Origin of the sequence: Acinetobacter higginsii (assembly GCF_000369525.1) — a bacterium.
Taxonomy (GTDB): Bacteria; Pseudomonadota; Gammaproteobacteria; order Pseudomonadales; family Moraxellaceae; genus Acinetobacter; species Acinetobacter higginsii.
The window spans coordinates 1095959-1118378 of sequence record NZ_KB850072.1; the positions used below are offsets into that span (position 1 = coordinate 1095959).

Here is a 22420-nt window from a genome sequence, read left to right on the forward strand (position 1 = left end):
TCTGTTTAGATGCCTTTTCTTTTGATGAATTTCATGATGAACAATAATTTAAAGTTTTTAGCACTGGCTGCTTTGATCAATGGAACTTGTTTTTCCATGATTCTCCCTTTACTTGCCCCATTGACACGACAATTACATTTATCTGAATTCCAAGGTGGTGTGATTGTTTCAGCAGGGGCAATCTGTATGGCAATTGCATCGATCTGGATTGCGAAAAAGAAAAATCAGCTATCTCCCAATCAACTCGTCAATTATGGCTTTTGGGGAATGACCTTTACTTGGGCTATTTTCACCTTGATTCTGTATTTTGGATCACAAGCGATTTTACCCACGTTATTCATTTTTATCTTACTGGTATTGAGTCGTGCTTCTACAGGTATTTTTATGGCTTTGCCACAAATTGGTCTGCAAAGCTATGTAATGACACATGCGAGTGAAGCCGCTGAACGTAGCAAGCAAATGGCGATGTTTGGTGCGATGAATAGTTTTGGGATGATTATCGGTCCGTTTGCAACCTCAGTTTTATTGTTTGGTGGTTTACTTTTCCCGATGTGGATTGCAGTGGCTTTACTTGGCTTAGTGAGTATTGCACTCGGCATCCTGTTTAGTAAAAGTCCGCAAGTTCAGGCTGAGTCATTCAATTCACAACAAGATAAAGATAATGCACGAGCGAATGAGCCAATTCTGAAGCAAAGTCTGATCTGGTTAATTCTAGGTTTTGTCACTTATGTTGCAATTGTGACTTTAAATATGACGGCAGGTTTTTATATTCAGGATAAGTTTTATCTCAGTAGCCAACAGAGTGCAGTTTATTTTTCTCAATGCATGTTGGTTGTCGGGGTCTGTTTGGTGCTGACCCAACTTTTAATTGTGAAAGTGTTTAAACTCAAATTAAATAGTTTGGTGATTATTGGTTTAGTCACAATGTGTTTTGGTCTATTACTTTCACTCTACGCACCTACAATTTTTGTATTTCAGGCCAGTTATATTTTTTATGGTATTTCTGTGGCGTGCTTATTACCTGCATTTACCACAGGCGCTGCTCAAGCCGTATCACAACAGTCACAGGTTAAGATGGCAAGTTTTTGTACGGCGACACAGGCATTAGGTTTAATTGTTGGTCCCTTATTCAGTACATTCCTGTACCGTTTTAATACCCATTTCCCATTCTATTTATTACTGTTCTTAACCCTATCGATTGGCCTTTATTTTAGTTGGATGTTGATTCGAAAAGACGGTGAAACCGCATTGCTACTTGATGAATAAAAGGGTTTTTGGCTAAAAATGACTCATCTTTTTCCTCATAATGCAAGTATTCCGACTGTTTCAGTCATATATTGCTATGATGAGGCGCCTTTATGTTTATTTTTTAATCAAATTTATTTCATTTATTGACGTTTTGGATTTTAACGGGATTTTTTATGTACCCTATAAAACGTCATAACAAGATAGATAAAGGAGTAAAGATGCTTATTTTTCATGATTATCCTGTTCAAGGCGCACTTTTTGACATGGATGGAACAATGTTTGATACCGAGCGCCTGCGCTTCCAGACATTGAAACAGGCATCAAAAGAGCTGATTGGACAGGAATTTTCAGATGAATATTTGATGCAGTGTCTCGGCTTAAGTGCCAAAGCATCGGAGCAACTGGCACAAAAGTTTTATGGTACAGATGTTCCTTATACTGCCATTCGCAAACGTGCAGATGAGGTGGAATTGGAGTCTGTACGTAAAAATGGTGTGCCGATTAAAAAAGGTTTGGTTCAAGTTTTAGAACGTTTAAGAAAGTCTGGTCTAAAAATGGCAGTTGCGACCTCAAGTCGTCGAGCAATTGCAGAAGAATATCTAATTAATGCCAATGTTTATAAATTTTTTGATTTGTTGGTTTGTGGGGATGAAGTTGAAAAAGGAAAACCACATCCAGAAATCTTTTTAAAAGCGGCGCAGAAGCTAAATTTACAACCGCAACAATGTTTAATGTTTGAAGATTCGGAAAACGGGATTTGTTCAGCCTATGAAGCTGGTGGTATCACGATTTTATTCAAAGATATTAAAGAACCCAATGATCATATGCTCTCTAAAGCAAATTTCTATTATCAGGACATGTATGAGTGCCTGAATGCTTTGGATCAATATATTCCTGAAATGGGCATGCCACAATTACAAGAATTATTTCCGCAAAGTGTCAATCAATTGACTGTTGGGATTCATGGCTTTGGTGCCATTGGTGGGGGATATGTAGCACAGATCCTGTCCTATTGGGATGGTTACACACGCCCAAAACGGATTCTGGCATCAACCCGAAATCGTCTTTATTTGGAATCCGTGAACAGTTTTGGCAGCTATAGTATTCGATATGGTCAGTCTTCCTATGATGAGCGTATTGATAATCTCACTGTGATTGATGCTGACAATGAACAGCAGATGTTAGAGATGTATATGCAATCTAGCCTGATCGCACTGTGTTTGCCAGAACAGGCAATTGAGTCCGAGGCGAAAACGATTGCGAAGGGACTATTGGCCCGTTTTATGTCAGCTGATGCAGACAACAATGAGCCGATTACCTTTTTGATTATTCTGAATAAAGTGTGCGCAAAGTATTTGGTCTTAAAACATATCCGTGAAGCCTTACTTTCCATGACGGATGAAGATATTGCAGAACATATTTTAAGTGAACATTATTTTTGCGATACCGTGGTCAATCGAATGGTGTCAAAACTGACGGATCAGGCCTTATATCGTCAGCTCAATATCAAGCACAATTTATTTAAACAATATCAAAATGATCTCAATCCAGAAACGATTGAACTTTCAGAGGAAACCGCTCTGACTGAAAAGCAAGAACAGCAGATCACTTACTGTTTAGAAGACATGCGTGGGCAATTCCAAACAGGGCAATTCCTACAAAATATGGATTTGATCCTATTCCATAGTGAAATGGATATGCCGATTTACGTGGAAAATCGCAGTCCATTGTTGAGCAAAATGCGTCAAATGATTTTAGTTGATCAGATTTCTGAGATTCAAATCATTAAAAATCGGCTATGGAATGGCTGTCATGCCATGTTGGCGTGGTATGCCAGTGCGCTTGGACATGAAACCATTGGTATCGCTATGGCTGATCCAAAAATCATGAAATATGCAGAGCAGGTGGTCAACGAAGTTAAATTGGGTTTGGCTAATATGATTCCCAACCAAGCCAAAGAACTGGATCGGATGGCGGAAAGTTTTCTGCATTCTTGCCGAGCCGCCTATAAAGATCCATGTGAGCGTGTAGCTCGTGATCCGCTTAGAAAACTCAATCTGAATGAGCGTGTTTTAGGCAGTTTAGAATCTCATGTGCAGCAACAACTTCCTTACCAGAAGTTAATGCAAGGTGCAATTTATGGCTATGCCTATGCGCTGAAAATGCTTGAGCTGGACGAGATTAAGATTGTAAAACATGTCCAGACCAATATTGAGCATATGGACATCACTGAAAATCAGAAGAAAGCCTTATTAAACCAGCTCTATCACGGAATTCAGGCGCAACTCAATGATAATGCATTCATGTCACAGTTGGAGGAATTGAAACCGCTAACTGTATAAGCGGCAATGATCACGGTGAAAGTACCTTAACTTCTATCTGGGTTTATGTTTGAATAACGCAACTTTATCTATGATGCTGAAGTTGTGTTATTACAAGCAGAGACCCAACTGATTGCAACTGAAATGCGTGATTATCCCGAATGGCACAAGGGCCGTTCAGATTATGGGCTTTGGTATATAGAGATTGATCAACCTGAGTTGATTCAATATTTAGATGAAATCCAAGCACAATTTTCAAATCTATTGCTTCCTGCACAGCAGCGCCAATATCACATTACTTTATTTGTGTGTGGTTTCTTGCAGCCTGCCGTTAAGCAATACGACGATGATTTTCAGATTCAACAATTACAGCAGCAGATCAAGCTAGTTGAAGCATTACAGCTCAAACCTTTTGAGCTTGAAATCACACAGATCGATAGTTTTAGTAGTGCTTTGTTTCTACAGATTAAAGATCAGCAGGGTGTACTAACTCAAATTCGTCAGCAATTTGCCCATGTATCTGAAGAGATCGCAGCACTTGAATATTGTCCGCATATTACTTTAGGTTTGTATGGTGAAGCTTGGTCAAGTGATAGGGTATTACAGCGGATACAACAACAGTCGTTAAAAACCATGAAGATTCAGGTCAAAAAACTGACTTTCGGCTATTATAAGGCACAGATTTTACAAGGATTACTGTATCCTTATCAGCAAATTGAACTAGGTTAGATATGTTGCAACTAATTTTAGGTGGGGCGCGCTCAGGTAAAAGTCGTTTGGCAGAACAAACCGCCAAAGATACAGGCTTATCCGTCATTTATATTGCAACGGCGCAGGCCTTAGATGCAGAAATGCAGCAACGTATTGCACATCATCAACAGCAACGTCCAGCTCATTGGCAAGTGCTTGAAGAACCGATTTATCTGGCAGATCGACTCTTGCAATGCGATCAAGCCAATCAGCTGATTTTGGTCGATTGCTTAACCTTGTGGCTGACTAATCTATTATTGGCTGAAGACGCCGGCATGCAGCAACAACAGATGCAAAAACTATTCGACGTATTACCGCAACTACAATCTCAAATTATTCTGGTCAGTAATGAAACTGGGCTTGGAGTGGTACCAATGGGGGAAATCAGCCGTCGTTTTGTGGATGAAGCAGGGCGTTTGCATCAGACCTTGGGGCAACTTGCCAATAAAGTCATGTTTTGTGTCGCAGGCTTTCCAATGATTTTAAAAGATGAGAAATAACATGACTGAACAAGCACAATGGTTTTTAGCAGCAGTACAGCAACCAGATTTAGAGGCGAAACAACAAGCTGAACAGCGTCAACTACAATTGACCAAACCTACAGGGGCTTTGGGTCAACTTGAGCAGCTTGCCATTCAATTGGCGAGCTTACAGGGCACGTTGCATCCACAGATTCAACAGCCTTGGATTACGATTTTTGCAGGCGATCATGGGGTGGTTGCAGAAAATATTTCGGCTTATCCGCAAGCCGTGACCCGTCAAATGCTGCAAAATTTTGCCTCAGGCGGTGCAGCTATTAGTGTCATTGCCAAACATCATCGTGCACATTTACAAGTGGTGGATTGCGGAACAGTGGGTGAGGCCTATGATTATGCAGGGGTTGAGCGCCATTGCATTCGTGCAGGTACAGCCAATTTTGCTCAACAAGCAGCAATGACGGAACAGGAATGCTTGGCGGCTTTACAACTGGGTAAAGACAGTGTCGATCGCGCCAAAGCTCAAGCTGCCGATATTTTTATTGCAGGTGAAATGGGGATAGGCAATACCTGTTCAGCTTCAGCACTGGCATGTTTATTGTTGCATGAAGATGCTGCAAAACTAACGGGTGTGGGTACAGGTATTAATGACCAACAGCTGCAACACAAGGTCTCTGTTATTGATCAAGCAGTGAAACGACATCAAGCAGATGTTGCTGACGATGCTTTAAAAATCTTGGCTGCAGTTGGTGGTTTGGAAATTGCTGCAATGACGGGTGCTTATATCCGCTGTGCACAACTTGGTTTGCCAGTCGTGGTGGATGGTTTTATTAGTTCGGTTGCCGCTTTATGTGCTGTACACATTCAACCCCACAGTCGCGCATGGATGCTGTTTGGACATCAATCGGCTGAATATGGCCATCATCGTGTGCTAAAAGCCTTAGAGGCTCAGCCTATTTTAAATATGAATTTGCGTCTTGGTGAAGGTAGCGGTGCAGGGGCTGCATTGTCGATGCTGCAACTGGCTTGCGTGTTGCATAACCAAATGGCCACCTTTGCTGAAGCTGCTGTGACCGGTGATAAAGTTGCACCTTGATTTGCTGCGGCATGGTGAAACCACACTGAGCCATACTTTGCGTGGGCATCTTGATGATGCCTTGACTGAGCAAGGTTGGTTGCAAATGCAATCCACCATTCAGCAGCAGCTTGATGCTCAGGTTCACTGGGATGTAATCATAAGCTCGCCCTTGCAACGCTGCCAAAAGTTTGCGGCAGCATTAGCCAAACAACTCGAATTGCCCTTACTACTCAATGCTGAAATCAAGGAAATGTATTTTGGTGATTGGGAAGGCATGTCTACTCAAACCATTTATGAAAATGAGCCCGAGTTATTGGCTAATTTCTGGCAATATCCGACTCGATACCATGCGCCGAATGGAGAGTCGTTGCATCAATTTCAGCAGCGAGTCATGCATGGTTTTAATGAAATTTATGTCCAAATGCAACAACACAATTGGAATAGGGCGTTGATTGTGACGCATGGCGGGGTGATTAAGTTGCTGACCTGTTTGGCACGTCAGCAAAAGCTGGATGACCTATTAACTATGCCCGCAGAGTTAGGAAAGTTATATGCTTTAAAGCTAACTCAAGTTGAAAATCAAATTCATTTTTCTGAAATGACAGAAACTTAGTAGTCATAAAATCTTATTCTATTTCCAGTATTTACTTGGGTCATGTAATCGAATTGTCATTGCCACTGCCTATGATACATGGCATTTCTTGACCTATAAGCAAATCATTCATGAATATCTTATTGAAAAGCAGTGTGTTATGCGCGAGCATTGTATTGGCGGCATGTAATAACGACGATCACTCAGAATCAAAAACACTACCAGAAACTAATACTGCATCAAAATATTATCAGACAAAAACTCCATACCAACCGCAACAAGATCTTAAAAAATATGAAGCCATTCCGCAAGGATTTCAGCCTGTATTTACTGAACTGGTTGCACGTCATGGCTCACGCGGTTTATCCAGCATCAAATATGATTTAGCGCTATATAACCTTTGGAAACAAGCCAAAGCTGAAAATGCACTCACACCTTTAGGCGAAAAGTTAGGGGCAGATTTAGAAACTACGATGAAGGCCAATATTCTTTTGGGCTATGGTGTGGATGGCATCCGTCAGTTTGGCTATGGCAATGAAACCATGCAAGGTATTCAGGAACATCGTGGTATTGCTGATCGCTTATTACAACGCTTACCAAATCTGTTTAAAACCGCCGCACAACAACCGGCATCAATTTTAGTGCAAAGTTCGGGTGTAGACCGTGCGGTAGATAGTGCCAAGTTTTTTACTGCTGAATTGATTCAACAGCAACCGCAATTAAAGGCACACATCACCCCAATTTCATATACCAGTTTAGCCAGTAGCAGCGTGCCATCAATTGAAGATGGTGGGGTGGATCGTTTTAAGCTTTATTTTCATAGTTTGAATAAAGAGCAAGATTTAGCACAGCATTTATCCGCACAACAACAGGCGATTTACGATGCCAGCCAAGCCTATCAGCATTTTGAAGAAGAGGATGCAGATCTGGTCAATAAGTTAAATGAACTTGCGAAAAATAGTCGTGCTGAACAAGTGGCAAAGAGTGTATTGAATCCACTGTTCAAAGCAGAATTTATTCAAAAGTTGGGAACCACGGGCTATGTATTTAGCAATACCGGTTCATATAGCGTCACTTCACCAAAAGGTGAAACCATCACTGAAAAAGGTAAAGGTAAAAATAGCATTGCCAGTGCTGTGGATGCCGCGGCCTATGTCTATGAGTTATATTCAATATCAGGTGGTATGAAAACTGAATTGAAAGGTGTGGATTTTGATCAATATATGCCTGTAGATGCTGCAAAATTCTATGCTGAATTTAACGATGCCAATGATTTTTATAGCAAAGGGCCAAGTTTTACCGAATCGAAGAACGTCACCAGTGCAATTGCTCAGGGCCTAAAGCAGGACTTATTTAAACAAGTCGATGTGATTGTAGATCATCAGCAAGCACATCGTGCGGTATTACGTTTTGCCCATGCCGAAATTATCATTCCATTGGCGACCAGTTTAGAGTTGCACAATATGATGCAACCTTTGCCTTTACGTCAAACCTATAGCTACAACAGCAGCACTTGGCGAGGTGAGGTGGTGTCACCCATGGCAGCGAATCTACAGTGGGATATTTATCAAAACAAGCAAGGTATAACCTTAGTGAAAATGTTCTATAACGAGAAAGAAACCTTATTTAAGTCGAGCTGTAACTATGCACGTTATAGCACGAATAGTTTTTATTATGATTATTTGAAGCTCAAACAATGTTATCAAATTCAATAAACTAAGATATTCAGCCTTTTCATTTGGGAATAGCTTGCTATTCCCAATTTTATTTCTTCATAATCCATGCATGATAAACCCGTTGTCATTGAGAGGTTGCATGACACCTTTTTGGATTGCCTTGCAGTTTTTGACTGTTTTACCAATTGAACTCAAAACGATGCCAAGCGCAAAACAGAATGCTCAGGCCATGCTGTTTTATCCTTTGGTGGGTTTATTGCTTGGGTTGATTTTGTTTGCATCTGCCATGTTATTGGCAAAGCTTCCGATCATCTTGAGTGCGGCAGTGATTCTCGTACTCTGGATTTGGCTGACAGGTGGATTACATCTGGATGGTTTAGCAGATACAGCCGACGCATGGGTCGGTGGATTTGGTGATCCTGAACGAACCTTGAAAATCATGAAAGACCCTGCATGTGGTCCAATCGGGGTGCTGAGTTTAGTTGTCGTCTGCTTGCTGAAATTTGTGGCTTTATACGTTTTGCTTGAACAACAAATGGCTGTTTTTTTAATCGTCTTGCCTATGCTTGGGCGCAGTGTGCCGCTGTTTTTATTCCTCACAACACCTTATGTACGTGCTCAAGGCTTGGGCCGTTCTATGACAGATTTTATGCCTAAAAAACAACTTTGGATGGTTTTTGTCATTACAATAGCATTGCTTTGTGTGTTTAAATGGCTTGGATTAATTGCTTTACTGGTTTTTTTAGTGATGCTTTTTTATATGCGATCATTGTTTATTAAAAGAATTGGCGGGATTACTGGGGATACTATAGGCGCTGCAATTGAGCTGGCTGAAACTGGCGTGCTTGTCAGTGCTGTGATTGCTTCGTTCTATATCATTTAAAAAAATTGATCACTTGGATTGGCGTGATCCTCCTGCAAACAGAAGAATCACTTTAATAATGAATGTTAACGTTTACGCAATTGAACCTGGAAACCCAACACAGTGAACAAGGCAACCATTGCTGCAATTGTAGCCAGAATGATATCTCGAAGCGTTTTATCTATCGGCAACCATGTCCATTTGTGTAAATAAGCAAAACTAAATCCTTCTAAGGCATCTTGTTGTGTGACCTGAGCTGCAATCACACCGCTGCTCGGTTCTATATACAGTCTGAGTTGATTCTCTAACTGGGTCTCAACCTTGATCACGGGTAAACGTTTGTTGATAAATCCATATTCTCCTCCAAAACTTGTCACCCATGAGGATTGTTTAATCTGCTCTGGCTTTAAATCTAAGTAGCTAGCAGCTAATTGTTTGCTTTGTTCGAGAATATCAAGCGCTTTACCATTACCCGCATCTATAAACTGAATCGCGGGAGCTACTGTTTGGGTCGCATGATGATCATGCTCTTTACTTGCCGCCGTCATGCTGCCTTGTAAAGGAGGTTGTCCGACGGCTTGAATCATCCATGCAGCACGAGTATGTGTCTGGCTAAAGGTGGTGGGCACAAGATCCAGACGCTGAATGAGCTGCTGAGTGACCTGCTGCCATGCTTTGGTACTTAGATCAGCCGTATGGAAAACAGGTTGAATATTTTTTATATCGGGCTTTTTTTGCCAGATATGATATAAACCACTGAACACCCAAAGCAGAATAAAGACACTTAAACTGATACCTAAATAGCGATGTAGAAAGCGGATCGGTTTTTGCCCTAGACGGTGATTGCGCCGATTATGAATCTTGAAGAATAAGCTAATCCCCATAAAAAGCATGCACAGTATGCCGATCAAAGCCATTTGCATGAGAATAGTTTGACCTGTCCAAGCTTGATCGCCCCAGGTCCAGGTATGACCTAAGCGAAATATTTTTGCCATCCACATTTTTTGATCATTAGACAGCGTGGCCAGTCGTGCTTGTGCAGGATCGACATAGGCACGCAAACCATTTTGAAAATCAACACGCCAAACTGGCAGTAAACGATTGACGCTCGGATAATCATCACTGAATGCGGTGATGATTTGACTGGATACAATTTCTTGTTGAGAGAGACCTGTATACCAGCGTGCTAAACGCTCGGCATCTTGCTGTTCGACATTAGTCAGCAATTGACCGGTCTGACTATCATAGTATTCAGCAATGTTTTGATTAGGCTGTAATATGCGATAGGCAATCTGCTGAGTTTCTAATTCAATTACCTGTAAGGCTGAAAATTGCGCGATTTGATGTCGCTTCAGAACATCCGTTGCTGCTAAGGCTTGTGTTAAATCCAATTGTTGAGCTGGTGGCATTCGTTTCACAGGTTGAGGTTGTGTTGCACTCATCATCGGATGCAACACACCTGTTAAAGACCAAAGTAAAACGAGAATGCCCAACACCATCCCAAAACTACGGTGCAATGCCAGTAGTTTTTTTAGTTGTTTGGCATTCATTGCTTATTTCCCAAAATGATAACGTAAACCTAATAAATAGGTGCGTGGTGCAGCGGGGGTATAACTAACTTGGTTATTACTAAACGAAGTACTTTCCGCATAATGTTGATCTGTGGCATTCAGGATTTGCCCATAGATTTCATAAGCATTTTTACGGTAATTGGCGCGCAGATTCAGCAAAGTATGGCCATCATACTTTTCCGTATTGGCATCATTAATCCAGTAAGAACCGACATAAACCGCTTCCGCAGAAAGTAATAGTTCAGGTATTGGTTTGATCTGGTATTCAAGCGTACCAAATGTTTTAGGCGCACTTGGCATGGTGTTGCCGCTATAATCTAAAACACTCGACGGTTGAAACTGCTGATATTCATGTTTGGCCACACTGCCTGAGAGTTTTAAGCGCTGATCATATAAATCACTGAGTTTCCATGTTCCCCCAATTTCAATTCCCTGATGTAAGGTTTTGCCTGCATTGCGTGGCTCGCGTGTGTTATCTGGCTTGGTATAGCTCATCACTTCATCTTCGCCTTCTAAGCGATATAGGGTGATTTCACCATCTAAGCGATCATCGAATAATTTAAAGCGCAGACCTGCATCAATATTATTAAATGTGGCTTCTTTCAAGTCTGGTGTCACCAGATTCGCCCCGTATAAACTGCTCACCTCTGGCGGTACAAAACCTTGTGACCAATTACTATAAAGATCAATTGCTGGCGTGATGTTCCAGACAAAACCGACTTGTGGGCTGGCTTTATGAAAATCACGTTTTTCATTCGGTGCGCCTGTGGTTTTTGATGGGGTTAATTTGTTTTCATAGTCATAACTGATCCAGTCATAACGTGCACCACCGACTAAATTCAAAGTTGGTAACACTTGCCAGTTGGCTTGTGCATAGAGGGCTTGGTTATTGACGTCAACATTGAAGTCGCGCAAGCGCTGGCGTTGTTGATAACCGGTATATACTAAGGTATTCGGGTCACGGAATACCTGAATATCATTGGTTTTGGCTTGGTTAGGAGAATGGTCAGCCATCGCCCCAACAATCAGTTTGACCTGATCAAATGCCGCTGAATGCTGCGCATTTAAGCCATAGGACTGAAAGGCGTTATAGGTAGTTTGTCCACTATAAGTGCCCGTCGGTGTACCATTTTTAACATCAGTACGGATGTTATAACTTGGGTTTTGCTCGGTGGTATTGTCACGATAATATAAGGTAACTTGGCTTTGTTGCTGATCATTCCATTGATGGCTAATTTGAGAAGAAAGCCGTGTGGCATCAACTTCACGATAGGTAAAGGTTTGGTAGCTGTATCCAGGACGTTTGCGATAATCATCCAGATTTAAGCTACCGGTCATATCCGCTTTTAAATGGTTATAACTGACAATATTTTTGATTTGTGTAGCATCAGAGATGCGCCAGTCATGTCTGAGCGTCATACTCTGTTTATTGCTTTCTGCATGGTCTTGCCAGCTATCACCACGATCACTGGCGTAGGTTGAAAGTCTTAACCCATGCTCGCCCCATTCGCTATCAAAGGTATTGGATGCACCGACATCGACACGGCGATATCCTTCAGAACTGGCACTGATGCCAAGGTCGGCTGTGGGTGTAGTACTCGGTGCTTTGGTGAGAAAATTAATAGTTCCACCAATCGCATTGCTGCCATATAAGCTGCTAGCAGGGCCACGTAAAATTTCAATGCTATCAATACCCGCCAAATTCACTTCATATAAGGCATTGTGGTTAAACACACCTACAGGACGAATCGAAATACCATCTTCTAAATATTGATAAACGGCTGCTGTGGTAATCGGTTGGCGGATGGACATCATATGCTGTTCATTGCCCAAGTCATTCATTAACACGCCTGGGGTTTGATTCAGCACCTGTCCAATAAAGGTTGCATGTTTATCTTCAATGTCTTTGCTGTTAATTTTACTAATCGCAGCAGGGGTATTATTAATCGATTCACCTTCACGACTGGCGGTCACAACAATGGTGGCTAAGGTTTTGGTGGTATCAGATGGCACAGTTTCAGCAAAAGTAGCAGAACTATAGCCAACAGACAGGCACGCAGCCGCTAATACAGACAAACGGAATTGAGTATTCATGTTGAACTCTATAAAAAGCAAGAACTAAGGACGTACACCCGTTTATTGGCGGGGCACGAAGTAAAATTTGCGATTTATAAAGTCAGTGGCGGGGCTTGTTTGATTGGAAAAATATAGAAGATGCGGGTGATGTGCAGATCTTCTGTCCACGTATGGCACAGGCAGCGAACGCGACTGAACCAAGCCAGTAGAAATATAATAATGAATGCAATCAGCGGGACGATCGCAGCGGCATCTAAACCATGTGAGCATAAAGGACAATGCTTCATGATTTGGCCCGCCAGTGCAAAAACTTGTTGTGCATATTCACTCAGCTGAGCATGTTTTGCGTGTTGTAGCTGCGGTCCGTGATGCATGTCGTGCATGCTATGTTGATGATGACCTGAATGTGTCTGTGACATCAACGAGACATTTTGAATTTCGGTGACTTGGCAATGGCTTGGCATTGCATAAAGTGCAGGAACGACGCCTGTATGAACCATCGTTGGTAGGAAGATATGCCAGAGTAAACATAGCAAAGTAATCGCGCCAAAATAGGCACGCCACTTAAGCAAATGTTGACGAAAACTGGACTTCATATCAGCGATACGTCGTAGGAGAAATGTGGCAGCAGTATAATCAAAAAATGACTTATAGATCAAAGCAAAATTGAGGTATTCTGAGACTGCTGAATTCAATAATTTATAGGCAGATCAGCGTGTCAAAAATAGCAAATCATTCGGATTGGATTGTTCGGGCTTCTGAGAGTGATCGCTTGGAAAGGATTGAAGCTTTCTTCTCTGATCATGCATATGAGCCGCATCAACATGATACCTTCGCGATTGGTCGAACCTTATCGGGTGTACAAAGTTTTCATTATCGTGGTGAAGTCCGACATAGTCAGCATGGCATGACCATGGTATTGCATCCAGATGAAAAACATGATGGCAGTGCGGGGACTCAAGACGGCTTTCACTACCGAATGATGTATGTCGAACCTGCATTGATTCAAAAGATCATGAAAGGCAAACCGCTGCCTTTTTTCAAACATGGACTGAGTGATGATCCACGGCTTTATCGTGTTACCCATACACTTTTGCAAAATATGCAGGACCCATTGGATCTTTTAGAAGAAGAAGATGCTTTGTATGATTTGGCGACAACCTTGTATGAAGTTGCAGGTCAGCCAGCACGCTCGCGGCAACGCTATGATTATATTGCGGCGGAACGGGCCAGAGAGTTTATTCACGCTTCACTGGATCAGAACATCAGTCTGGATGATTTAGAACAAAATATACAACGTGATCGTTGGAGTCTTTCTCGTGATTTTAGACTGCTATTTGGCACCAGTCCGCATCGTTATATGACCATGCGTCGATTGGATATCGTGAAAAAGTGTCTGATGTATGGAGAGTCGCTGACTCAGGCCGCCATCATTGCTGGTTTTTTTGATCAAAGTCATATGACTCGGCATTTTAGCAAAGCTTTTGGAATTACCCCAGCAAGATGGAAAGAGATTTATACACATCAGAAATAAGCTTTTCTGAGAATTTAAGAGATGCTTTAAATAAAATGCATGCCCTTTAAGAAATCACTCAGCATAAATAGACCTGAAATAATTAAGAAGATACCCAGTATTTTATTCAGATGATTGAGCCAAATTGGATTACTCAATTTTTTGCCAATTACTGATCCAGCAAATGAATACAGCAACGGAGCACCCGCTGCACCGAGAGAAATGAGTAATGAAACAATCAGAATTAAGCTACCTGTGATATGTGCTGCAGGGTACATAATGGTAGTGACAGGTAAAATCACCAAAATCGCTTTCGGATTCAAGCTTTGAATCCAGAAACCATTCCAAAAGCTGAGGCTTTTGTATAGGGTTTGATCTGTTTTTAATTCGGTATGCGCTGTCATCATTTTATAGGCGATATAAAAGGTATAAAGCGCCCCGATCAAGGCAATAAAATGCAAATACGCATGGGGAATCAGTGCCGCACCTGCATAACCAAATACAACAAATAGCATCAGCATGGAGCAGCCCACACCTGCAAAAAAGCCTAATGTTCTGGAGAATTGTCCTGTTAGCCCAGCATTTAATCCCATAAAGTTCACTGGACCTGGGCTGTACATCACACTTAAGCTATAAAGAAAGATTTCCATGACCAACCTAAATGAATCAATAACAAAGGATGATCAAAATAGGGCAAAGTACTATGGGCTGTATTGTACGTTTGTGCAAGCTAGCCGAATTGACGAACAAAAAAAACAGGCTCATAAGAGCCTGTTTTCATCGCAGTTAAAAGATCGAATTAACGTGTTGGTAAGACGTCTTTCAATGCTTCATGCATTTCGAGTAATGCTTTTTCTGTGGTTTCCCAATCAATACAGCCATCAGTTACTGACTTACCGTATTCAAGATCACAAAGGTTTTCAGGAATATCCTGACGACCACCTTTTAAGTGACTCTCTACCATGATCCCAACGATTGATTTGTTACCATCAAGGATTTGTTCCGTGATGTTTTTCAACACCAAAGGTTGTAAGTACGGGTCTTTGTTTGAGTTGGCATGACTAGTATCAATCATGATCTTGTTGCTGACTTTCGCTTTTGCCAAAGCTGCTTCAGCTTCAGCAACTGAAGTTGCATCATAGTTAGGCTTGCCATTACCACCACGTAATACCACGTGTGCATAAGGGTTACCTTTGGTATTGATAATCGCAACTTGACCGCTTTCATTCAGGCCCAAGAAGCTGTGACCATGTTTAACCGATTGCATCGCATTGGTCGCAACGGTTAAACCACCATCGGTACCGTTTTTAAAGCCAACAGGAGAAGATAAGCCTGATGACATTTCACGGTGGGTTTGGCTTTCCGTGGTACGTGCACCAATCGCAGACCATGAAATCAAGTCTTGATAGTATTGTGGTGAGTTTGGATCAAGTGCTTCAGTGGCACATGGCAAACCTTTTTCATTCAAATCAATTAATAATCCACGACCAATATGTAAACCTTTTTCAATATTGAAAGAGTCGTTCATGTCAGGGTCGTTGATTAGACCTTTCCAACCGACTGTGGTACGTGGTTTTTCAAAATAAACACGCATCACCAAATATAAGGTGTCTTTTACTTTTTCGCTGAGAACCTTGAGGCGATCAGCATATTCATGTGCAGCTTTAGGATCGTGAATCGAACAAGGACCAATCACCACAAACAAACGTTTGTCGTTGCCATCTAAAATGTTACGTACAGTTGCACGTCCTTGTAACACAGTTTGAGAAGCAGCATCAGATAAAGGGAGGTCAGCTTTCAGTTCTGCTGGGGTAATCAAAGTTTGAATGCTTTTAATATTAACGTCGTCGATATCTGGCTGAGAAACTGGATTTGACTGTAGAGTATTCATTGCTATCACAAATTCAATCGAAAGAAAAGGTTATTTTGTCTACGAATATAGCATGAAATGCCGATTGATTAACTAGCGAAAAGCATAATTTATGTAGAAATAATCGGCATTACAACGCTTAAACAGTTGTTGTTACGTGCTTTGTTTGCTGAATCACAACTGCTTGATGTGTTTCAACTGGCTTTGGCTTCGCCTTAATTGGGTTCACCATGAAGTTCACACCCAAAGCAAATAGGGTAATGCCTAGAATTTTACGGATTAGTCGTTCTGGCATACGTGAGCTGATGAGTGTACCGACAATAATGGCTGGAATTGAACCCACCAACAGCCACATCAACAGGGTAAAATCGACATTACCTGAAGACATATGGCTTAGGCCAGCAACTGCTGTCAGTAATACCGCATGTACCACGTCTGAACCAATGATACGGATCATAGGAAGGTTGGGGAACATAAGCACTAAGGCCATGATACCGAAAGCACCAGCACCCACAGAAGACAAGGTTACAAAGATACCGAGTACAATGCCCATAATCACAATGTAATGGCGTTTGTGTTGCAATGCATGCTGCTCGCTTTCCATATTGGCTTGTTCGCGGTTACGGAAGCGGTCAAAGAACTTTTCAATTTGTGCTCGGAAAACAATTGAAATACCCGTCAAGGTCAACATAAAGCCCAAGACCATGGTCAATACAGCTTTATAATGGGTAGATTGACTGAGATAATGTTCAAGTACCCAAGAGGTTGCAAAAGAAGCTGGAATACTACCTAAAGCGAGCCAAAGTACAATTGGCCAGACAATATTCAGTTTTTTGGCATGAACCACTGAACCACAGAATTTTGAGATTGAGGCATAAAGTAGATCAGTACCAATGGCAATATGCGGTTCGATCTTAAATAGGCTAATCAGGATTGGGGTCATCAATGAACCACCACCGACACCTGTGATACCGACACAGAAGCCAACCAATACCCCAGCCATAATAAATTCTATAGGACCAAACATCGACAATATGCCTAATTATGCAAAAATCAGCATATCTTATGCTTTTTTTAGATAACTCGTTGTGATGAATAATGATTTGCTTATGCAAAAAAAAGCTAAAGAAAGCCAATTTTCTAGATTTTTAGATCATCTTTAGTCAGATCAGCTTGCTTTATGAACTGTGATTGGTTTATTTTGAGATTCATACACGGATTGTATGTTTGATCATTTCACCTTATGTCTATTTTCATTCGAAGCCTCACTTCATTGCTGATTGCTATGTGTTTTATCACTAATAGCTATGCAATGGCTGTGTCTGAAGTGAATCAACCTGTCGTAGAGCACGTCATTTCAAATCATGCTGCTATGTCTGATTGTGGAATGCCTACGATGACTAAGCATGACCCTATGGACAGTGGCAAAATGGATACATCACACTGTCAAAAGAGTCTGTGCTGTGTCGCTGCAACTTTTGAACATAGTCATCATTCCATTGAACGAAGCATACAATCAATTAAAACAGTAAATTCAGCTTATGTAGATCAATTGACTTTAGGCATTTATCAGTTACCTTATCGCCCTCCAAATCATGTCCTGTTTTTATAAATTCAAATTTCTTATTTTTATTTAAAGGACATGATGATGTTTAATATTAAAACTGTATTGTTTTCAACGCTTCTATTGACCGCTACTGTACCTGCTTTTGCTGCAAGTGACTGCTGTAAAGAAAAAGAGGGCACCACAAAAAAAGAGTGCTGTGAAAAAAAGATGAAATGTTGTGATGACAAAGATAAAACGGCTTCTCAAGAAGACCATAGCCATCACGGGCATTAATTTTTAAGTAATAAAGCTATCCTTGGCAGAAGTTGAGGATAGCTGTTGTAGCAAAATCATTTTAGTTTTTTAGTGGGTTTAAGCTCATTCACAGATAACACCAATATAAAGGTTACAGGCGTAGCAAAAATCCACCAACTGATAAATCCAATGGAGCTACCATACTCTAAACAAAGCAGGCTGCCAGCCAGCAACAAGCAGAAATAAGCTAAGACTTTCAGATGTGTTTGATAGCGAATGAAAATCTGTTGTTTTGCTTTGTTGATTTGTTTGGCACTACATTTATACAGCAACAACATCCCGATGAGGGTCAATACAAGGCTCAATAAAATCATGCGTTGACCTCTTGTTGCTTTGCTAGCTTGGTTTTGATTTTTTGAACGGATTTCGCTTGAATTGGCTGGATATTTCTAAAAATAAACACAGCAAATAGGGCACAGACCAGCAGGAACAAATCAATTCGCAAGAATATCCAATAGCTGTGTAAATCGGTGATGAGTTGATGTTGAATTAAGTACACCAAGTTATAAACAGGCAGAGCCAAAGCAATCAAGCCGAAAATGCAGATCTGTGATTTCCATAAATATTGTTTTTTCGTCAATAAAGCGATGATAAAGCTCAGTCCCCATACGCAGAAAAATGTATAGATTTCATAATTAGGTGTGGTTTCGGTTACATGTACAAATCGATTAGCGAATAGATAGCCGAGCATTGCCGTAGGAAGGCCGACAAAGGCTGCAACATTTAAACGATCCACCAAATAATAGCCAAAATGAAATTGATTCGATTTATTTTGAATCTGGCGTTTTAAGCTCCAGAGCAATAGGCCAGAAGCAATCATTAAACACCCCAAAATGCCTGAGCAGAAGAAAGCGAAGCGCAGTATCGGCTGGGCAAAAGTCGCCATATGTAGGCCATAAACACCCGCATTTAAGGTCGCAACAGCACTTTCATTTCGGGTATTAGCTAATATATTGCCCTGTCCATCAAAGGTGATTTGTGCCTGATTTAAGGTAATCGAACGATCTTCTAATTGCTTAAAGGTAATGATGGCGTGGTCTGTATTTGGGTTTTTGACCTCAATCGATGCTAAGGCTTGATCTCCCCATTGTTGTTTTACTTTTTCTAATAAGCTGCCAATCGGTAACATTTCTGCTTTTTTAGGTTCAGCTTGATGCGTTGTGCTTTTTTCAGTGGTTCTGATCTCAGTAAAATATTGAAAAGGGTTCTCTGGATAAAGCTTTTGCATGCCCCAAGGCAAGTACAGATAGAAGAAAATCGCCAATCCTGTAAAAGTAATGGTCAGGAAAAAGGGCAAGGCCAGTACAGAGGAGACATTATGGAAGTCCAACCATGAGCGTTGCGATTTAAAGGTTCTGAGGGTAAAGAAATCGGTAAATATCTTCTTATGCGTGATAATCCCAGAGACCAAAGCAATCAGCATAATAAAGGCAGCGAGACAGGCAATCAGCCGTCCGACCATGATGGGCACGCCATAGAGCTGGAAATGGAAGTTATAAAAGAAATCTCCGCCTTGAGTCGCTGAGAGTTTTAGCTCTTGCCCCGTATTGGCATCTAAACTACGGCTTTCATAGCCACCACTGGCTTGTTGCCAATACATTTTATTGACGGGTTCTTCATGATTGGCAATATTGAGATACCAAGATTTGGCATCAGTCGCATTTTTAGCTAAATAATCCGTTGCGGTACGAATAGCAGTGTCTTGATTAACTTGATATTGCGCCAGCTGTGGTTGCATCCATAGGTTAATCTGATGACGATAGTAGGAGCTGGTGCCCATTAAAAAAATGGCAAATAAAAGCCAGCCAAAAATTAAGCCTGTCCACGCATGCAACCATGCCATTGATTGGCGAACGCCTTTATTTTGCATTTTTAATTTAGACCCACAGATAAGCCAAACAATATGCCGGTCAAAACCAGACTGATTAAGCTGAGTTTCCACAGTGAATGTGCACAAAAACTCATAATGATAAAGGCCAGATAAAAGAGAATTGAAATAAATGCTGCAAGGTAAATAGCCTCTGCCTTGTCTAATAAATGGCTAAACAATGAACCGAGTCCAAGGCTCAAATACATCATGCACACGTAGCCAAGAACAAAGCTCAGTACAAAGCGATAGAAAATGCTCAGTCGGTAGACAAGCGAAATAGATGCAAATTTAGCCATAAAGGGTCTTGAAGCAAAAGGAGGGAGAAATAAATCACATATGGAAATGATTCTTGTTTATATTAAATCTTAGCAGAATTTCAATCAATTCTTCATCCATCGTAAATCTAGATTGTATTTTAAATAATAAATGTCATCTTAGATCAGAACTAATGTTCACCAATCATGAACAATTTGCGCGGTATAGGGTGATTCGATGTAAAATCATTCTGTTAGAATCATTTAAACATTTCTGTGGGGCGTGGGTCTTGTTAAAGCAAAAACTAAAAATTGGTATCGTGGTGGGAGAAGTTTCTGGAGATACTCTAGGAGTGAAACTCATGCGCAGTTTTCGCGAACAAGGCATCGATGCTGAATTTGAAGGGATTGGTGGTCCACAAATGATTGCTGAAGGATTTCACAGTTATTATCCGATGGAAATTCTTTCAGTGATGGGAATTGTTGAAGTCCTTAAAGATTTAAAAAAACTGTTTGCTGTGCGTGACGGTTTAGTTGAACGCTGGACAGAGCATCCCGTTGATATCTTTATTGGTATTGATGCACCCGATTTTAATTTACGCCTCTCTAAAACTATTAAAGAAAAACAGTTACCGATAAAAACCGTGCAATATGTCAGCCCATCGGTATGGGCATGGCGTCAAGGTCGTGTTCATGGCATTAAACGCAGTATCGATTTGGTTCTATGTTTATTTCCATTTGAAAAAACCTTTTATGAAAATTATGAGGTTGCCGCTGCCTTTGTTGGGCATCCATTGGCAAAGCAACTACCGTTAAAAAATCCAATTACTGAAGCCAAGCATCAATTGGGCTTGTCTGCGCATAAAACCCATATTGCTTTATTACCAGGAAGTCGCCGTGGTGAAATTGAACGATTGCTGCCATTGCTCACAGGCGCGGCTGAAATTCTTCATCGAAAGCATCCCGATCTCGAGTTTTTAATCCCTGCAATTAATGATGCGCGCAAGCACCAGATTGAACAGGGCATTAAAAATCTAGATACGAGTCTGAAATCTAAAATTCATGTTCTGGAAAATAGCGATGCCGAGTCAAAAATTGGCCGTATGGTGATGAATGCCAGTGATATTGTGGCTTTGGCTTCTGGTACGGCGACCCTTGAAGCAATGCTACTGCACCGTCCAATGGTGACTTTTTATAAATTGAACTGGCTGACCTATCTGATTGCGAAGTTTATGGTGAAAATTCCATACTACTCATTGCCAAATATTATTGCGGGCAAGAAAGTGATCGAGGAACTGATTCAGGCCGATGCAACGCCTCAGCATTTAGCCACTGAAATCGAAAAATTAATGGATCATGAAACGGCGCATATCCAAATGATGCAACATTTGAGCATGCACAAACAGTTGATCTCAGGCAATACCGAAGATCCAGTACAGGCGATTCTCAATTGCCTGAATGCAGGCTAAATAAAAAAGGTGGCGATTAGGCCACCTTTTTTATGCATATGCTTCAGGCACGAAGGATTAGTTCATAACCTGTATATTTACGAATATTGATCACACCAATATCAAATAATAAGTATTGACCTTTAATCCCTTGCAACACACCGCGAATTTTTGGGGTTTTATCCAAATTCAGCGATTTAATCTTTTCAGGATAATGCTCAACGGGATAGATAAATTCACGTGGCGTTTCATCTTCCAAGAATTCCAAGCTTTCGTTAAATTCAAGGTTCTGATTGAATTCTTCACGGATGCTTTGAATTTTCGGAGCGAATTCTTCAAGAATTTGATCACGTTGCTCGAGCAGATTTAAAGGTTCAGCTTCACCTTTCAGCAATTTGCGCCAGTCGGTTTTATCTGCGATTTGTGTACCAATTAACGTTTCCAAATGCCCAGACAAACGACGTGAACCGACTTTCATAATGGGTAAAGCTTGGGTTGCCCCTTGATCTAACCAACGGGTCGGCATATTGACGATACGGGTAATCCCGATCTTCAAGGCACTTGAATTGGCCAAATACACAATATGTGGCTGGAAACAAACATCATGTGCGAACTGGTCTTCACGACAGGTTCCCAAGTGATAATGGCAGGTTTCAGGTTTCATAATGCACAGGTCACATTCGGCCTTGGTTTTAAAACATTTAAAACAATGACCCTGCGAATAAGACTTCGGTGTTTTTGCACCACAAGAGGTACAAAAGATATTGCCAGTCCATTCGATCTCAATTTCTTGACCTAAAACAAAAGGAAGGTCAGTTTCTGAACGATCTAATATAAATTTATATTCAACATTTGCCTTGCTTGTTGATTGATCAGTTACACTATGCGTTTTGAGCGCTGCATGCATTTTATGACAAATGCCTTGTAGTTCCATTAATAAACTCTCATCTTTTC

Annotated in this window: 22 protein-coding genes; 12 read left to right on the plus strand and 10 right to left on the minus strand. The window is 41.1% G+C overall.

All coding sequences use genetic code 11. The features are described 5' to 3' along the window. Positions 1-9 precede the first annotated feature (9 nt). The 8 genes from F902_RS11110 to F902_RS11145 all read left to right on the plus strand — a co-directional run bounded on the left by F902_RS11110 (position 10) and on the right by F902_RS11145 (position 9024). Positions 10-1266: an MFS transporter gene (locus tag F902_RS11110; protein WP_005203477.1), complete on the plus strand. Its 1257-nt coding sequence runs from the start codon at positions 10-12 to the stop codon at positions 1264-1266. Positions 1267-1466: 200 nt separating this feature from the next. After that, entirely contained in the window at positions 1467-3590 is a 2124-nt protein-coding gene (gene mtlD / locus F902_RS11115) for a bifunctional mannitol-1-phosphate dehydrogenase/phosphatase (RefSeq protein ID WP_005203478.1), read from the plus strand. Between the two features lie 84 nt (positions 3591-3674). Next, positions 3675-4298 carry a 2'-5' RNA ligase family protein gene (locus tag F902_RS11120; protein WP_005203479.1) on the plus strand — a complete coding sequence of 208 codons (624 nt, stop codon included), beginning with the start codon at positions 3675-3677 and terminating at the stop codon, positions 4296-4298. A gap of 2 nt (positions 4299-4300) precedes the next feature. Further along, positions 4301-4819: a bifunctional adenosylcobinamide kinase/adenosylcobinamide-phosphate guanylyltransferase gene (cobU, locus tag F902_RS11125; protein ID WP_005203480.1), complete on the plus strand. Its 519-nt coding sequence runs from the start codon at positions 4301-4303 to the stop codon at positions 4817-4819. A gap of 1 nt (position 4820) precedes the next feature. Next, a complete protein-coding gene (cobT, locus tag F902_RS11130) occupies positions 4821-5891 on the plus strand; it encodes a nicotinate-nucleotide--dimethylbenzimidazole phosphoribosyltransferase (protein ID WP_005203482.1) in 1071 nt (356 codons plus the stop codon). Beyond that, on the plus strand, positions 5881-6486 hold the full coding sequence (locus tag F902_RS11135) for a histidine phosphatase family protein (protein WP_017402326.1): 606 nt from the start codon (positions 5881-5883) through the stop codon (positions 6484-6486). The genes cobT and F902_RS11135 overlap by 11 nt, the downstream gene beginning before the upstream one ends. A 110-nt stretch (positions 6487-6596) precedes the next feature. After that, the gene (locus F902_RS11140) at positions 6597-8180 is read left to right on the plus strand and encodes a histidine-type phosphatase (protein WP_005203484.1); all 1584 of its coding nucleotides are present in this window, start codon (positions 6597-6599) and stop codon (positions 8178-8180) included. Positions 8181-8280: 100 nt separating this feature from the next. Continuing rightward, positions 8281-9024, plus strand: a complete 744-nt coding sequence (locus tag F902_RS11145; protein ID WP_005203485.1) for an adenosylcobinamide-GDP ribazoletransferase — start codon at positions 8281-8283, stop codon at positions 9022-9024. Positions 9025-9089: 65 nt separating this feature from the next. Here the strand turns inward: F902_RS11145 and F902_RS11150 are convergent, their stop codons facing one another. The 3 genes from F902_RS11150 to F902_RS11160 form a co-directional block, all read right to left on the minus strand. Continuing rightward, positions 9090-10553 carry a PepSY domain-containing protein gene (locus F902_RS11150; RefSeq protein ID WP_005203486.1) on the minus strand — a complete coding sequence of 488 codons (1464 nt, stop codon included), beginning with the start codon at positions 10551-10553 and terminating at the stop codon, positions 9090-9092. 3 nt (positions 10554-10556) lie between these two features. Next, positions 10557-12668 (minus strand): TonB-dependent receptor, encoded by a 2112-nt coding sequence (locus F902_RS11155; protein WP_005203487.1) that lies wholly within the window; start codon positions 12666-12668, stop codon positions 10557-10559. A gap of 74 nt (positions 12669-12742) precedes the next feature. Further along, on the minus strand, positions 12743-13246 hold the full coding sequence (locus F902_RS11160; RefSeq protein ID WP_005203489.1) for a hypothetical protein: 504 nt from the start codon (positions 13244-13246) through the stop codon (positions 12743-12745). A 119-nt stretch (positions 13247-13365) separates the two neighbouring features. Here F902_RS11160 and F902_RS11165 point away from each other — a divergent pair, with 119 nt between their 5' ends. Continuing rightward, a complete protein-coding gene (locus F902_RS11165) occupies positions 13366-14184 on the plus strand; it encodes an AraC family transcriptional regulator (protein ID WP_005203490.1) in 819 nt (272 codons plus the stop codon). Positions 14185-14210: 26 nt separating this feature from the next. Here the strand turns inward: F902_RS11165 and F902_RS11170 are convergent, their stop codons facing one another. From F902_RS11170 to F902_RS11180, 3 genes are all read right to left on the minus strand, one after another. Next, positions 14211-14813 (minus strand): LysE family translocator, encoded by a 603-nt coding sequence (locus tag F902_RS11170; protein WP_005203492.1) that lies wholly within the window; start codon positions 14811-14813, stop codon positions 14211-14213. A 149-nt stretch (positions 14814-14962) separates the two neighbouring features. Then, complete coding sequence (locus tag F902_RS11175) at positions 14963-16054, minus strand: 3-deoxy-7-phosphoheptulonate synthase (RefSeq protein WP_004807288.1); 1092 nt, start codon at positions 16052-16054, stop codon at positions 14963-14965. Between the two features lie 118 nt (positions 16055-16172). Further along, the gene (locus tag F902_RS11180; RefSeq protein ID WP_005203494.1) at positions 16173-17060 is read right to left on the minus strand and encodes a sulfite exporter TauE/SafE family protein; all 888 of its coding nucleotides are present in this window, start codon (positions 17058-17060) and stop codon (positions 16173-16175) included. Between the two features lie 216 nt (positions 17061-17276). On the opposite strand from F902_RS11180, the gene F902_RS11185 reads away from it, so the two are divergent. Then, positions 17277-17645, plus strand: coding sequence for a hypothetical protein (locus F902_RS11185; protein ID WP_005203496.1), 369 nt, complete (start codon positions 17277-17279; stop codon positions 17643-17645). Positions 17646-17681: 36 nt separating this feature from the next. Next, on the plus strand, positions 17682-17873 hold the full coding sequence (locus tag F902_RS11190) for a hypothetical protein (RefSeq protein ID WP_005203497.1): 192 nt from the start codon (positions 17682-17684) through the stop codon (positions 17871-17873). A 56-nt stretch (positions 17874-17929) separates the two neighbouring features. Here F902_RS11190 and F902_RS11195 read toward each other — a convergent pair whose 3' ends face one another. From F902_RS11195 to F902_RS11205, 3 genes are read right to left on the minus strand one after another with little or no spacing between them, the layout of a single operon-like run. Continuing rightward, on the minus strand, positions 17930-18208 hold the full coding sequence (locus F902_RS11195) for a hypothetical protein (RefSeq protein ID WP_005203498.1): 279 nt from the start codon (positions 18206-18208) through the stop codon (positions 17930-17932). Next, positions 18205-19764 carry a PepSY-associated TM helix domain-containing protein gene (locus F902_RS11200; RefSeq protein ID WP_005203499.1) on the minus strand — a complete coding sequence of 520 codons (1560 nt, stop codon included), beginning with the start codon at positions 19762-19764 and terminating at the stop codon, positions 18205-18207. The genes F902_RS11195 and F902_RS11200 overlap by 4 nt, the downstream gene beginning before the upstream one ends. A 2-nt stretch (positions 19765-19766) precedes the next feature. Further along, positions 19767-20060 carry a hypothetical protein gene (locus F902_RS11205; RefSeq protein WP_005203500.1) on the minus strand — a complete coding sequence of 98 codons (294 nt, stop codon included), beginning with the start codon at positions 20058-20060 and terminating at the stop codon, positions 19767-19769. Between the two features lie 248 nt (positions 20061-20308). Between F902_RS11205 and lpxB the strand changes: the two genes are divergently transcribed. Further along, positions 20309-21487 (plus strand): lipid-A-disaccharide synthase, encoded by a 1179-nt coding sequence (lpxB, locus tag F902_RS11210; RefSeq protein WP_171061118.1) that lies wholly within the window; start codon positions 20309-20311, stop codon positions 21485-21487. A 43-nt stretch (positions 21488-21530) separates the two neighbouring features. Here lpxB and F902_RS11215 read toward each other — a convergent pair whose 3' ends face one another. Then, a complete protein-coding gene (locus F902_RS11215) occupies positions 21531-22400 on the minus strand; it encodes a DUF2797 domain-containing protein (protein ID WP_004653389.1) in 870 nt (289 codons plus the stop codon). Positions 22401-22420: the final 20 nt, after the last annotated feature.